The sequence below is a fragment of the bacterium genome, from assembly GCA_035527515.1.
Lineage (GTDB): Bacteria > B130-G9 > B130-G9 > B130-G9 > B130-G9 > B130-G9.
In genome coordinates this window covers 23,890-38,246 of record DATLAJ010000085.1, presented here as the reverse complement: position 1 = coordinate 38,246, position 14,357 = coordinate 23,890, and the positions used below count along the sequence as shown (strand labels likewise).

Here is a 14,357-nt window from a genome sequence, read left to right as displayed (position 1 = left end):
TGCCAAAATCGCTCGGATATCGATGGATCGCCCCAGTTGATCGAGGGCTTTGCGGCGGCGCGGACGGGCAGGTATAGATAGACCAGAAGCCCCGCCAGGAGGAACAGTATCGCGGCGATTGCGACGCCCCTGCTGCGGAGGAGCCTGCCGATGCGCCGCGGGTGCGAAAGAAGCAGCGCAGCTGGGACGATGGCTAGGGTTATGTGGTTGCAAAGACCCAGCCCGAGAACGAAGAAGAACAGTGCCGTCGTTCTCCGAATAGAGCGTCCACCACTGGGAAGGATGAAGGATGAAGGATGAAGGATGAAGGCGGAGCTGCTATCGTTCTGCCTGGCCGGGGGTTCAGAGGCGGCCGACATCGGCCCCAGCACGCGAAACGCTAGCAGCATCAGAAGCGCCGCGAGCATCAAGTTCATGGTATAGACGGTTGACTGGGTCGCCTGGAGCCAGAACGTCTGCGAGAAGGCAAGTAACCCGGCCGCGACGAGCCCCGCGACAGCCCCGGCAAACTCGAAGCACAGAAGATAGACGATGACGAGCGCAGCGCTTGCACACGCGGCGGAAAAGACGTTCGCGCGGAAGCACGGATTGCCGATGGGAACCAGAAACGACCAGAGCTTCTGGCTCATCAGAAACAGCGGGTAGCCGGTCGGATGCGCCACGCCGAGTGTGTGGGATGCGGCGGCAAGCTCACCTCCATCGCTGAACCTGAACAGTGGGTTGGCGGTTTGAACAAAGAGCGCAAAGGCCGTGGCAAAGAGAAGCGCTGGAACCCAAAGGGCCGCAGCTTTTGCGCCGTTCGGCGCCGAGCTAATCGTCATTTCTTGCCTTCTTGTCATCGGCCACGCTTGCCTTCTCAGGTGGATTCGCCCTGCTCTGCCGCTCGCAACGCGGAGTTGCTAGGCTCTTACCGTCCGTAACAAACGTTATATCGCCACGCTGGTCTGTGCGATAGACCGTAGCCCCGGAATCCTTAAGCTTGTCCAGAACGACCTTGTGAGGCCGACCGTATTGGTTCGGTGTTCCCACTGAGATGACGGCGAATCGCGGCGCAACGGATTTCAGAAACGCCTCGGTCGTTGAGTCAGATGCACCGTGATGCCCTACCTTCAGGATGTCGCTCTTAAGCGGCGCCTCGTCGAATAGGAGCACCCCTTCGGCGATGTCATTTGCGTCGCCCATCATAAGGACTGCGACTTCCCTGTAACAGATGCGCACCACAATGCAGTCGGTGTGAATGCGTCTTGCGAGTCGTTTCGGATTGAGGAACTCAAGCCGCACGCCCGAAGGCAGCGTAACCACCATTTGCCCACACACCGTAACTAGGGTGCCGCTTAGCTTCGACTGCGCATCGTGGAACGCCGCGTATTCGGGACACTCAAACTGCATGCCCGAATCGAACAGCGTCTGCACCTTAAACTCACGCAGCACCTGTGCCAGCCCACCTATGTGGTCAGGATGAGGGTGGGTTGCGATGACGACGTCGAGCGAGTCGATTCCGTGGGCCTTCAAGAAGCTCGCGACCTTCTTGCCCCCCTCCTGAGTGCCGCCATCTATCAGGATGTGCTCGCCAGCGGGCGTCGTGACCAGGGCAGCGTCCGCCGTTCCAACGTCAAAGAACCTCACCGTCATCAGGCCGTCGGAAGCCCATCCGACCTGGACGAGCACGAGAAGAAGCAAAAAGATTCGCATGGTCTGCCGCACATCCATGGTATATGCCCAATTGTGTTGCTCAAGAAAAGTAGGCCCCACAAGGAGCTTCTGCCAGAACCTTAGCACTTCTCTTGTTCAGATGCCATACTGCCGTCAGACGCCCGAGGAACCAGATTGACCGTGTGGGTGGCCGCTTTTTTGGAGTGCGGCGGCTTGACGCCGCTTTCATTGGTGGTGGCTTGACACCACCCTCTGATAGATATCCATCTTGAACCTGGAAGCCGTCATCGAAACAACCACACCCTCCTTAACAGAGCGCAGGCCGCGTCGGGCCGCGGCGAGACAAAGCGGTGTCAAGCCACCGCACTCCAAAATCAGCCAACGGGTGCGACCCACGATTCAACCGCGGTCCCAATCATCACCTGCTAACAGCCGCTAAACATGTTCATCCTAGGAAATCTCCTGCCTCCAATCCAATTTTTGGGGATTCGGGATTCTGCTTGACTGTAAGAATACCTAAGGTATCCTAACGATTCTTGAGTCTGGTGTTATGAGCAGCCCTGTCTCGCTGGCATCCCGCGAGCGGTGTTGTTTTGGTGGGGATCAGTGCTTACTGTGGGGTTTTTTCTGGCAGTTATCCCTTTGGCCAAGCTTTGACAAAAGTGTTTGATTTAGGTATATTTTAACCGCAAGATGTATGGCTTTAAGGGATAAGTTTAGTGCAGTAATCGCGCTTTTAGTGGAGGTAAGTGGAAAATGAAGCGAAGATCGGTACTAATGGCTTGCAGAGGTATGACCCTGATTGAGGTGGTCATTGTGATCGCGATCATCGCGACGCTTGCGGCCGTTGCTATACCGTCAATCGTTACGACGTTGGACCTAAACGATCGTGTGGCCACAATGGAGAAGATGGACAACCTCGAGATAGCTCTCAACAATTATTATGAGGATGTGGGTGAGTATCCATCTGTCAACGACCTTACGGCCGATGGGAAACAGCTGGTTAACGACAAGAGCTGGAGCAGCATCGACTTTCTGGTTTACAACCCCTATCCGGAAAAGGGCACGAGTATAAAGGACACCGTCAGGCGCTATGGCTGGAATGGGCCCTATTTGACCGCATCGTTCCACAAGGATGACTACAAGAAGGATGCTTGGGGCAGGGCGATCTATTATCAGCCTCAGTATGGGCGGTCGCGAGCCGAGTCGGCTGACGGCCAGCAATACGCAGGGGCGGAGGGCTTGCCGGCAAACGCCGCTCTGCTTGCCAGCATGGGCAAGACGCCGGGCTGGGGCTTCAGGGATGCCTCAGGGTCCTATTCGGGCGGGCCGACTCTGGGGATGCTTACGTGGCGGGAGCTCTGCATGTTCATCCCATACAGCGAGCTCTTTGGCGGCAAATATGAGCACATCCTCAAGGATAACGTCATCAAGGTCATTAGCTGCGCAAGCATCGACCGGACAAAGGCGGAGGAAACCAAGAAACGCTTCGAGGAGGTCAGGACGGCTATCTGCGGCTCGCCCGAGGACCTCGAGGGCGGAGGCTGCATCGCGGGCTTCGCAGCGGACCTCGGATTGGCATTACCAAAGGGCGCCGCGGAGACCGTCAAGCCCGCTGTTCCGCTCAACCTTGACGATTTCAGAGATTTTGACAACCCCCTGCAACTGCTGATCATGCGATTTGTCGATCCGGGATCGAAGGACCTTTCCTATGGCGCGCCACGGGACGTTCCGCCGCCTTACAGGATGGGCGATTCTTCGAGGTTCAACGTCCAAAAGGGAAACGACCTTGGCTATTCCTGGATGGGCTGGCGAGGTCCCTATATGACCTCGGACTTTGGCAACTCCTACGTAAACGAAGACGATGACATGGTCATGACATACGATTGTTTCCTCGACGGATGGAAGGCTCCGCTCGCCATCCACAACGAGGGCGATGCCTACGCAGGCGCCGTTCTGGACCTCGGGTTCGGCAATAGAGATGAGGACCTGGACAACTACGCCTCTTTGGCCGGGCTTATCGCGTCCCCGGGCTCCAACCGGATATTCGACAGGATGACAGGGATGCTGCTGGACCCCAACCTCATGAGGGGTGGCAACCCCAGCGGGACGATCTCCTCTGAAGGCCAGGACGATGATGATGTGTTCGTCCCCCTGTATAAGCGCGACTTGTGGGCCAACATAGCCCCGAACGTGATCATCGAGGCGATGGATGAGCCCAGTACCATCAATACGCCAGTTGACATTGAAATGGCATACAACACCAAGACGCTCCCAAGCGTCCAAGACTATGTTTCCGGGATCGCGGTCATATACCCCGACCCCAAAGAGGCGCCCGGCTTCAATGTCGTAGAGCTGATGAGCAGTGGCTTCCCAATCCCGATAATGTCTCCGACCAACCAGCACATCTACAAGGACTCGTTCACACAGATTGAGACCAATCAGTTTATCCCTGTGGGTTACGCGTTCTTCTACATCAAGGTCGTGCATCATCGCGACATCGGAAGTCAGGACACCGGGTACTGCATGGCTTTGCAGCAGCGGCTCGGTTGGGAAGAGGTCGCGTGGACCGGCGTAACTCAGACCCAGATTTACGGCGAGCGAGTCTGTGTCAAGAATGGTATCTCGACTATCTCCTTGGAGTTCACTCTGCTGGGCGGCGGTTAATACTATTAGTTAGATGTAACCCCGATCATCTGGACGTTCTCAGCCGGGGAGCAGCTTAAAAGGCGGCTTCTCGGCTGTTTCTTTTTTTGCAGGCGACTTGCCCTTCCCCTGGCGCTCGGGGGCTGGAGCGCCCGCCATCGCTGAACGGGCACGAGCAGCTCGCCGGGAACTCGAAGACTGTTAATCCTCATCTTACCAGACAGGGCGCCTCAGACGGCCAGGATTACGAGGCACGCGGCAGCATTCCCATTTTCTTTCGGCCTGACGAGGCGCCCGGACATAGAAAATAAGGTTAAGTTGTCCACTGGTGTACTTAGCAGTGTCCGTGCCATATCGCTGACAATATCGTTCACAGGCATCTCGCTCCGCTCTAGGAAGCATATCCCGGCCAATCGGCCTGCTCTTAACATAAGCGGTTCGGTGGAATCTCCGGCCCGAAGTGGATCAGAATCGATCCACCTGCGGCTGTGTTACCCCGGGAGATAGACTAAATAGGGCTAGTTTAGAACGGGTCGATTATTGACCCACCGGGCTGTCTCATAGGCCGGGCGCCGTAGGGGCGCCGCGCTCAGCCGGGCCTGGCGGCTCAATGTGCCTGTAAAAGGACATCGACGTCGTGTAGGGGCGGTTCACGAACCGCCCTTGAGGCGCCCGATCGGATCAAACCAGGGCGATTCGTGAATCGCCACTACACAGGCAAAACAGGCTTATTGGACAGCCTCCTTCCCAGGGCCCTTGATATGCATTCCGTGGCGTAAGAGGGGAGTGAGATAATGGCCAGAAGGGCAATGGGCCGGCAGCCCAGGGGAATGAGCCACCGGCCAGTTCTCGGAAAGTTGGACCGGGTCTATCTATTCACTTGTATTACGGTTAGTCGAAACCGGCTGGCTCTCCATGAATTGCCAAGTAGCTTCCGAGACGTCGCTCAATAGCTCGAAACCAGGAGCATTGGGGTCCTGGCACGCGGCCAGCCAGGCGTACTCGCCGTAAGGCAAGGTTGCCTCGTCCAAGACAATGTCCAGTATTGGGAAGTCCTGGATTAGTTGGAGCGGCGAGAGAATAAGTGTCAGTCCGGTGGTGTTCATTGTGAACAGGTCTGGATACACAAAGAAGATCAATTGCTCGCTCGGCATTTTGAGCGCTGTATAGAGCGTTATTTCCAGGGGGTCCGTTACCCTGTTGAAAAGCGTCAGGAGAACCTGCATGCGGTCCCCAGGCACGTAGATGACTTTGTCAGGCCGAATAATAACCTCGGCTGGCTTGCCGGTAACTATCGGGCCGGACAGAATGAAGTCGAAGGGCATGCGTGTCCGTGCTCCATTCTCATCTGTGGCCAGGAAGTAGTAGCCGTGCAGGCCAAAATCGAGGACAGTGCTGAAGCTGTAAGTCCCATTGTCGGGCTCGCCATCTGCCAGTTGTAGCTCATACTCGCTGAGGTCAATCCCTACCGAGATGGCCGGCGGGAGTGACGCCTCGGCGTTTGTGTAGTGGACGGAGTAAGTGAAGGGGGTTGTTGGGGTGCCAGTGTCCGGTCCGACTGAGCCGTCCGTCAATATCGGGAAGCTTGGGGTGGTCAGCTCCGTAAGGCCCACCATAGACCCTACGACTATATCGCCGTTTGAGGCCTTCAGAACCGAACTAGTGTTGTCAATCAAAAGCCCGCTGTATTGCGAGGAGTACCTGACCGAGGTGTTGGTATTGATCGACACAAGCCCGTTAGATGACGCAATCCATACCGCTCCGTCCTCGGCCGGGAATATATCCCTGATCTCGTTCGAGAAGAGCATTGTGTTATGGATGCCATATACTTGCCACAGGACGCCGTCAGTGATGCCGACTCCGCTGTCCGTGCCGACCCAGACGTTGTCGTCCGCGCCTCGCGCGAGGCATAACACAGTGTTGCTCGGCAGCCCCTGGCTGGTATCGATATGCTTGACGGACCCGTGGTTCCAGATGAACAGGCCCTGGCCGTTCGAGCCGATATAGATGTCGCCGTTCTCCCTCGCTGTGATGCAGGAGAACTCGGCAAGCGCCATCATCTGGAGTGTCTGCCATTCGCCATTGATGAAATAGCAGACCTGGCCCGGGGTCTGCGACGTCCTCCCGAGCGGGCCCATCAGGCCTCCCCCTACAACTGCCCAAGGCGTCCCGTCCGGGCCAACGCAGATATCGACTACCGAGCCTGATGCGGGGAAGTTGCCAAGAGAGAACGAGTAGTTCTCAAAATCGGTCCTGTCGAAGTGGCTCACGCCTCCTGGGGTGGCGAGCCACAACGTGTTGTCAGTTGCGATGCTGATCGCCGAAACCATGTCCGAGAGCAGACCGCTGTTCGCAACGCTATAAACCGTAAAGCTGTCGCCGTCCTTGGCAAAGAGTCCACCACCCATCGTCCCCAGCCAAATGACCCCATCAGCATCTTCGGCGAGCCGCTGGACCAGACCCTTCAGCTCGGGATAGTTGGTGTGACTGTAGCCAGTCCAGACATCATCCTTGAATGCAGCGGACCCGGCAAATGTCCCAACCCAGAGCGCCTCGTCCGGCGCGATGTCCAGCGCCGTGATGTTGTTAGTTGGGATACCGGAGTTGCTCGTGTCCCAAACAACCCACTCGGAACCGTCATAAACAAAAACACCATTCGGGCAGCCGGCGTAAATTGTCCCATCGGGCGCGGCCGCGATCGCCTCTACTATATTGGTGGTCATCGGCGTGTTGCTGCTATCGAATACCTCCCAAACGACGCCGTCAAACGAGACAACTCCGCCATAGGTCGCCAGCCATGTCCTGCCATCGGGCGCAAAATCTATGTCACGAACGTTGCCGCCTCCTCCGGAGGGAAGGCCACTCGACATTTCAGTGTAGTCCGTCCAATTGGTTCCGTCGAACACGCGCAGTCCGCCCTCTGTCCCGATCCAAACGGTTCCTCCAGAGCCGACTTTGATAACGTTGTTGATGATGAGATAAGGTATTCCCATGAATGGATGCTTGGCCCAGACGGAGCCGTCATAAGAGTAAACGCCCTCGTCCGTTCCGACCCAGACAAGGCCGTCCTCGCCAACTGCAATCGCCCTAGCGTAGTCCGACTCCAGCGCGGAGTTCTCGGCATAGAATCTGTCAATAGTCCCGTCGGGGTGGATCGCCGCAACCCCCTTGGTCATGGCAACCCAGACCACGCCCTCCTGATCAACTGCTGCTCCGTTCCCACAAGAGCATGGAAGCCCTGTCGAGCTGGTATAGACCGTGAAATCACCTGTCTGAGGGTTCAGGTCAACAACGCCTCCCAGGGCAGGAATCCACACGTGTCCACCAGTGAACGCAAAGTCGCTGGCAGCCACAGGGCTGGAGTAGTTGAACCACTCTGCTGTTGCTGTCGCAAACGATCCGAAACACACGAAAGCGACTGACAAAACCACGAGCCTCATCAATTTCCCCACCGCAAATCCTCCTCACGAACATAAGTTAAATAGAAAACATCAACCCAGACCTATGCGAGACTAACACAATGGGCTATGCAGATCAATACTGGCCAGAAGACCGTCTTAATGAATGCCTCGGCCACCTGGCGCTGCCCGCATCTGACAAAATGCTGCCGACTGCGTGCCCCTGCCGTGCAGAGAAAGGGCGTTATGTTGCCACGGGCTGGTTTCACCATTATTCTGGGACAGGGTAGAATGATGGGGTGAGGCGCCTCCACCCGGCCCAGTTGGTAAAATCGTGACCTCACCCCATACATGGGTTTAACAGCTGCCAAAGCTGTCAATTTCGTCATCAGAGGAAACGTTTGAATATCTCTGCTGCCACAAAGAAGAGCGCGACTGCGAGCGCTAGGATGAAAGGAACAGCGAACGCAGCCAGCGGGCTCTCCATTCTGTCGCCGCGCCCTTGGAGCTCGAGCAGACCTTTCTTGCTGTTCATCCTTAATTCCTCCTGTCGAGCTTGGAATGCTCATCCACCCCATCTTGGTTAAAGACCCCGGTGAGCGTGAGGCAAATCAAGCTCAGGAGAGCCACAACCAGAAAGAGGTATCCTACGAGCTCCAGTTCCATCGCTGCTCATCTCCAAGATTCAGTTCGATAGAGCTCGAGGGGTTCTCGCCAAGTTCGAGCGTCATTCTTTGATCTCCAGATATGGCCACATATTGCTTTCGTTTCCTGCCCGATCAAAGGCCTTGAGCTCATAAAGGTATCTGCCAGTGGCGAAAACCTCGCTGCCAAGGAATATCTGATAGGTAAAGACGTTATCTTCGGGCGCTCCGTCTCCGTCCATGCCGTCATTGCGCAGACGCAGTCCCGTCGGGTAGCCGTCAACATATACCTCGACCGTCTCAACGTCATCAACGCCATCCAGATCGTCCACTAGCGCCTCGATCCTGACGACGCCCCCTGAGGTTGTCATGTAAGAATATGTGTAGCCGGCGGCGAGTATGAACGGGGGGGTCCCGTTGCGCATACTTGCCGATTTGTATGGCCGGGTTGGTGGGGACGAGACTGGCCTCATCGCGAACGTGCCGGCAGGCAGCTCAAGCGGTGTTCCCGTGCCCCGCACGAGGCCGCGCTTGGCTGCTTCATCTCCTCTTTCTACTGTCAGATATGGCCAGATGCCGCCGGTTTTGCCGGTGGTATCTTCTCCGACTATCCCAAGCTTGTAGTTACCTGGCGCAAGGCCGGCTGAAACTGTGTAGTCCGCCAAATACCATCTGCCTTTCAGATCAAAGTCAACTCCAGTGTCCCGGAGCGTTTCAGAGAAGCCTGAGGGCGTGTGATACACCACCACGTTCTTGATATCTGTTAAGGGGTCCATGAGCGCCACTGTCCGGAACTTACCGCCTTGGGATGAAGTGACGCTGCTGTATCCGAAGCCGGCCATGAGAATCGTGGGTCGCTTCCGATAGTCAACGGCTGTGAGGTGGTAAGGCTCGATCTTGCTGTTGAACCTCTTGTCCTCCGCAGAGACCTCGATCGTTACATCCTGGAACGGCGCGAGGATTTGACGTGGTGAGGCGGAGAGTTGGTAGCCTCCTGCGACATCGTCTGCGGTGGTGTGAACGAATTCATCGTTGACCGAGACGTATATGCTTGACTTGATGATTCCGACGCCCTCATCGATGAGCGCTATCATCACGCTGAAATCTTTGAGGGGCACGATCGAGTCCTTTGGCGGAAACGTCTCCGCAAGGTGAGGCGGAGTGATGTCTCCCCTGCCGAACCCGAAGTAGACTGGGACCCCCTCTGACGTCCCCAAGCAGAGGTCGCCTTCTATTGTTATGATGGGCGGGGTCTGCGTGTCATGGTTGACCGGGGCAGACCACCTGATGTTGCCATCTGCCCCGATCGCGGTGAGGGTAGGCAAGCCTTCCTGAAGGATGGGCCGCGTGAGTGCGTAGGTCATACCATCGCTCCCAATCACAGGGGCCGAGATGAAGGGGTCTCCTAAGGAGACTGACCAGAGGGGTTGACGTTGCCCAGTCTTGCTAAACGCTGTAACGCTTCCATTTGAAAGGACTACAATCATGTCAGGATAATAGGCTAGATATGCATCCTGCTCGGGCTTGGCCGCCGGTTCAGCCCAATTAAGCCCGGATGAGCAGAACGAATACAGAAGGCCATCGGAACCTATCAGGTAAACGTTCTCGCTCTCGTCGATAACTGGATAGCTCAGGCTCTCAACGGGAGCGGGTAGGTCCCAAAGGAGCACCCCGTCTCGTGATACAGCATACAAACAGCTATCTTTCAAGGAGCCCCGTGATCGCAAGGTTACCCCGTTAGTCGAGAAGTATATGATCCCAGAACGCGCTATCGACGGCATTGTGCACCGATCGAAAATGCCCGGCACGGTATAGTTCCACTCCTCTTCGCCATCAGTCGTGAGACAGAACAGCCGACCGTCTGACAAGAGAACGACTACCTTGAGTTCCAGAGGCACCACGTATATCTCGCCCTGAGTGCGGAAGCTCTTCTCCCAGGGCGCTGTATCGCTCTTTAACGCTGCCAGCCGGGCGTATCCATCATCCGTTGTCGAGATATATATCGTGCCATCATAACCAATCGCCATGTCCGTCGGCACCCAAGGTAGCTGAATGCGGGTGACCAGGTCACCCGCACGATACTTAGCGCTAAACCCGTAGAGGCAGCCGTCCTCCGATACCGTCTGGAGCACACCGTCTCGACCAAGCAACATCAGTGTGAGCGCCTCGTCGCTGAAAGGGAATAGAGGCATGTGCTCGTGCGCTTTGTTCAATGGGCCCGCGTATGGACTGCAAAAGGTCCTATCTGGACCCTGCCCAAACTGGGCCCATGGCACCGTGGCAACTGGCAGCTCCTGCGACCAAGCGCAAGATGGCCCCAACGCAACCAACGCTGTCAGCACTATTTGCAGAATCCTGTCGAACATTTCACGCCTTTCCAATTCGCTATACAATCTCGCTAATATACTAAGCACAATACGTGCCAATCCAGTAAAGTTCCTTGCATCATCTTACCTACTCAACGGTCTGAAGAGCTTCTTGAAGAATCACCCATCAGCATCAGACTATTCTAACATCTCCGCAAGGTGGATCAATTCTGATCCATCTCTCGCCCCGATTCAGTCCGCAATGGTCCTAGATTGATGCTCTGGACGTCGGTCTTGCGGCGTGGATCAATGTTTGACCCACTCCTGACCAGCGGCGCGCTGGGTCAATTCTTGACCATTCACCCTAGACATCGTTATTCACAGGAGCAATCAACCAACTATAGGGTCAAACCGAGGGTGATATACACGAAGACTCACGAGGTAATCTTCCCCTATGCGGTTAGCGTGGCTGCTTTACCGGGGAGCCTACAAAGGGCAAGGCCGGTGCGTTAGGGTCAAGCTGAGCAAAGCTGGTCAGAAGAGCGCCCGGCGAAGACCGGGTCAAAGCCCGCGAGCATGTCGGCCTCACTTGGGCTGGGAAGAGTAGGGCCTTGTGGCGATGGCTATACGGTCGAATCCAACCTCTTTGGCCACATCCATCACCCGAACTACTGCCCCGTGCTTTACGCTTTGGTCCGCCTTTATGACAAGAAGATTATGTTCATTGCGCTTCCGCTCCGCGGTCAGCGCCGGCGCCAGACCCTCCCAGTTGAGCTTCCGGTCGCCAACGAAAATCAGTCCGGTCGCCGTGAGCGTCACCCGCGTCATGTTGCCCGGGGTGGTCTCTGAGGTCCTCGACTGAGGCAGCTTTATGTTGATGCCGGGCTGTGAGACGAAGCTGGTGGAGATCATGAAAAAAATCAGCAGCAGCAGGACAACGTCGATGAGCTGCGTCAGGTTGATCTCAGGGCTCGACGGCCCCTTCGCGCCAAAGTCCAATCCAAAACCTCCTAATTAGCCACCGAGATTGTGCTTCGATGACCCAGCCGTGTCAACGGTCAAAATGTGCATTCGCTTAGCGTGCGGCGCCATGCCGACTGAGTCTAGAAAGCTACTGCTGTCTAGCCTAGTCGAGGACCCTTTCGATGACGAGCCTGTCGGCAAGCAGTTGTGCGAGCCTGTCTGCTCTTCTTCTCTTGAGGGTCTTGAGGAGCTTTGGAATCATCATCAAAAAAGCCCTTTGGAACCTGAACTTCCCGTTAAGCGTGTCCCTCACAAAGAACCAGAGAGTCCACAGAAAGTGCTGCCTTAGCATCCTTTTGTCGAGAATGTTCTTGTAGAAGAAGATGTAGCTGTTACGCGCCGTGATGAGTCGTATCCTCTTGCGGTCAGTCGTCTTGGTAATAGTGGCCCGGTGCTTGTGATACATGACCGCATCGGGCGCATAGACCACGGGCCATCCTCTCTTGTGCGCCCTGTAACAGATGTCAATGTCCTCCCAGTAGAGCGGGTAATATATCGGGTCGAAGCCCCCAAGCTCGAGAAACTTCTCCCTGTCGAACGCCGCCGCGCCTCCAGTCGCAAACAGTGTCAACCTCTGGCGGCTCTCGTCCCCGTTGACGTCCTGGATGCGGAAATGCCCCTGTTCAAACTTCGCCACACGCCGGCCCGCAAGGAATGAACGCCTGTCCCAGCCAAAGAGCTTCGCCGACGCTGCGAAAAGATTGTCGTAACGCTCGAAGCAGTGGCAGAGCCTCGTGATCGAGTCTGGCTCGACCGCGACGTCGTTGTTCAGAAGGACGATGATTGGGAAGTGAGCTATCATCGCACCGATGTTCGAGGCTCTCTGAAACCCTACGTTGGCCAGATTGGCCTGTATTCTCACTGAGGGGAAGTGCTCTGCCACGAATCGCGAGCTGCCGTCGGTTGAGCGATCATCGACCAGGATCACCTCGTCCAGTCCGCCGCGGCGCTTTACGGCCGCTAGCACAGACGGAAGGCATTCCTTTAGGAGATGCTTGCCGTTGTAGTTAGTGATGATGATCGAACAACGAGCGGCGTCCTTCTTGCTCATTTCAGATCATGTTGTCGTTATGGTGCAGGATCACCCTATAGCTGCGAGCCAACACGGCAGGAGGCGGACTAGCAGGCCAAATCTCACTCTGGCAGGTCGTAAAGGGGCTTGATGTTGCTCTCTTTTTGGATGACGAGGCAGCCCGCCATCAAGTCGTGAAGCGCCTGCTTTCGCTCCGTGAATCCAGCCATGAGGTAGCCCAGCAAGAGGATAAGAGCGGAGATGAGTTTTCCGAAGTGCCTCCCGGTGGCCTTGAGGAATGAGATTCTGTCCCCATCTAGATCGGTAACGATGCTCCCCACCGCGAGCTTGCCCAGCGTCGCCTGCAATGAAGAGCTCTCCATTATCGCGTAGTAAAGCCACCACACGAGAAGATTAAGCAAATCCATCAAAATGATGGAGGGCATGACCGCAGTTACCTGCTGCATTATTATTTCTTGGATCTCTTTTGGGTCGAGAGACTGTATCTTGTCAGGAGAGAATGAGGCCACAAAATCCGTGGAACAGGCAGGGATACCGAGCGCAAACATGACGATAACCATCGGGATAAGCAACACAAACGAGTCGATGATGAGCGCGACGAAACGGCGCCAGAAGCCTGCGTAGATCATTTTCTGTCCTGTTACTTAAGCAAGGTCTGATGACATCTCCCCATGACCGGGCTGAACCCGAGAACGGCCCGGTCACAACACATTACTACTCTTCGGATGCAGTGCCAGATTCTGAAAGGTTTCTCCATCAGACCAAATAAGACCTTATCAGGTTGAGAGCATTCAGTCTATTTATGTATGATATTGACATGGCAAATGCAAGACTTACCGCAATAGTTCCGACTTTTAACGAGGAATCAAACATCAAGGACTGCCTTGAGCGCTTGATGTTTGCTGACGAGATACTTGTCGTGGACGGCGAAAGCAGCGACAGGACGCTCGAGATCGCCCGCGGCTTCAATGCAAGAATCATCCAGAGGGAATATAGCTGCTCGGCGGCGCAGAAGAACTGGGCGATCCCACAGGCCAAATATGACTGGATACTGCTTTGCGATGCGGACGAACGCGTGACGGACGAGCTGAGGCGCGAGGTGGAGGGTGTGCTTGCCGGGCAGGCCGAATGTGTTGGCTACTCTATCCCGCGGGAGAACTTTTTTCTTGGAAAGCGCATCCGGCACTGCGGCTGGTCGCCCGAGCGGGACAGGAACGTGCGGCTTTTCATGCGGGACAGATGTAAGTATGAGGAGAAGGAGGTTCACGCGGACGTTATCTGCGACGGTTGCATAGGCCGGCTCAACGCCCCGCTGTTGCACAACAGCTATAGGACTTTCGAGCAGTATATTGCGAAGATGAACCGCTATACGACTTGGGCCGCGAAAGACCTCGTGGCCGCCGGAAGGCACGTGAGCGTCCTTGAGTTGATGTTCAGGCCGCCGATGACTTTCGTGAAGATGTTCTTTTTTCAGGCTGGGTTTCTCGATGGTCTGCACGGGCTCATACTCTGTTTAGCGTCGTCTTTTTATACTTTTGCAAAATATCTGAAGGCTTGGCTCTTGCTCCGGAGAGAAACCGATGCCGATGTTACTACCGCGGTCTGAACAGCGGGAAGGTCGTGTGAGGGCGGCTTGCATTGCACCCTCTAGTCA

General features: G+C 55.8%; 11 protein-coding genes. 2 read left to right on the top strand and 9 right to left on the bottom strand.

Going from position 1 to position 14,357, the window contains the following annotated elements:
- Window positions 1-821, bottom strand: an 821-nt coding sequence (locus VM163_06400; GenBank protein HUT03505.1) for a DUF2723 domain-containing protein, incomplete at its 3' end; no start/stop codon positions are given.
- Window positions 811-1,692, bottom strand: a complete 882-nt coding sequence (locus tag VM163_06395; GenBank protein HUT03504.1) for an MBL fold metallo-hydrolase — start codon at window positions 1,690-1,692, stop codon at window positions 811-813. The genes VM163_06400 and VM163_06395, both read right to left, overlap by 11 nt.
- A gap of 717 nt (window positions 1,693-2,409) precedes the next feature.
- Between VM163_06395 and VM163_06390 the strand changes: the two genes are divergently transcribed.
- Entirely contained in the window at window positions 2,410-4,320 is a 1,911-nt protein-coding gene (locus tag VM163_06390) for a prepilin-type N-terminal cleavage/methylation domain-containing protein (protein ID HUT03503.1), read from the top strand.
- An 851-nt stretch (window positions 4,321-5,171) separates the two neighbouring features.
- Here the strand turns inward: VM163_06390 and VM163_06385 are convergent.
- The 7 genes from VM163_06385 to VM163_06355 form a co-directional block, all read right to left on the bottom strand.
- On the bottom strand, window positions 5,172-7,751 hold the full coding sequence (locus tag VM163_06385; GenBank protein ID HUT03502.1) for a two-component regulator propeller domain-containing protein: 2,580 nt from the start codon (window positions 7,749-7,751) through the stop codon (window positions 5,172-5,174).
- A 334-nt stretch (window positions 7,752-8,085) separates the two neighbouring features.
- Entirely contained in the window at window positions 8,086-8,232 is a 147-nt protein-coding gene (locus VM163_06380) for a hypothetical protein (protein ID HUT03501.1), read from the bottom strand.
- 2 nt (window positions 8,233-8,234) lie between these two features.
- Window positions 8,235-8,363, bottom strand: coding sequence for a hypothetical protein (locus VM163_06375; protein ID HUT03500.1), 129 nt, complete (start codon window positions 8,361-8,363; stop codon window positions 8,235-8,237).
- 61 nt (window positions 8,364-8,424) lie between these two features.
- Window positions 8,425-10,554: a hypothetical protein gene (locus tag VM163_06370; protein ID HUT03499.1), complete on the bottom strand. Its 2,130-nt coding sequence runs from the start codon at window positions 10,552-10,554 to the stop codon at window positions 8,425-8,427.
- Window positions 10,555-11,232: 678 nt separating this feature from the next.
- Window positions 11,233-11,646, bottom strand: coding sequence for a biopolymer transporter ExbD (locus VM163_06365; GenBank protein HUT03498.1), 414 nt, complete (start codon window positions 11,644-11,646; stop codon window positions 11,233-11,235).
- Between the two features lie 127 nt (window positions 11,647-11,773).
- Window positions 11,774-12,721 (bottom strand): glycosyltransferase family 2 protein, encoded by a 948-nt coding sequence (locus VM163_06360; GenBank protein HUT03497.1) that lies wholly within the window; start codon window positions 12,719-12,721, stop codon window positions 11,774-11,776.
- 83 nt (window positions 12,722-12,804) lie between these two features.
- Window positions 12,805-13,332: an RDD family protein gene (locus tag VM163_06355; GenBank protein HUT03496.1), complete on the bottom strand. Its 528-nt coding sequence runs from the start codon at window positions 13,330-13,332 to the stop codon at window positions 12,805-12,807.
- A 188-nt stretch (window positions 13,333-13,520) separates the two neighbouring features.
- On the opposite strand from VM163_06355, the gene VM163_06350 reads away from it, so the two are divergent.
- Window positions 13,521-14,309 (top strand): glycosyltransferase family 2 protein, encoded by a 789-nt coding sequence (locus tag VM163_06350; GenBank protein HUT03495.1) that lies wholly within the window; start codon window positions 13,521-13,523, stop codon window positions 14,307-14,309.
- Window positions 14,310-14,357 lie beyond the last annotated feature (48 nt).

Coding starts and splice junctions, on each gene's coding strand:
- VM163_06395 (HUT03504.1), bottom strand. CDS start 1,692: ATGCGAATCTTTTTGCTTCTTCTCGTGCTCGTCCAGGTCGGATGGGCT.
- VM163_06390 (HUT03503.1), top strand. CDS start 2,410: ATGAAGCGAAGATCGGTACTAATGGCTTGCAGAGGTATGACCCTGATT.
- VM163_06380 (HUT03501.1), bottom strand. CDS start 8,232: ATGAACAGCAAGAAAGGTCTGCTCGAGCTCCAAGGGCGCGGCGACAGA.
- VM163_06375 (HUT03500.1), bottom strand. CDS start 8,363: ATGGAACTGGAGCTCGTAGGATACCTCTTTCTGGTTGTGGCTCTCCTG.
- VM163_06360 (HUT03497.1), bottom strand. CDS start 12,721: ATGAGCAAGAAGGACGCCGCTCGTTGTTCGATCATCATCACTAACTAC.
- VM163_06355 (HUT03496.1), bottom strand. CDS start 13,332: ATGATCTACGCAGGCTTCTGGCGCCGTTTCGTCGCGCTCATCATCGAC.
- VM163_06350 (HUT03495.1), top strand. CDS start 13,521: ATGGCAAATGCAAGACTTACCGCAATAGTTCCGACTTTTAACGAGGAA.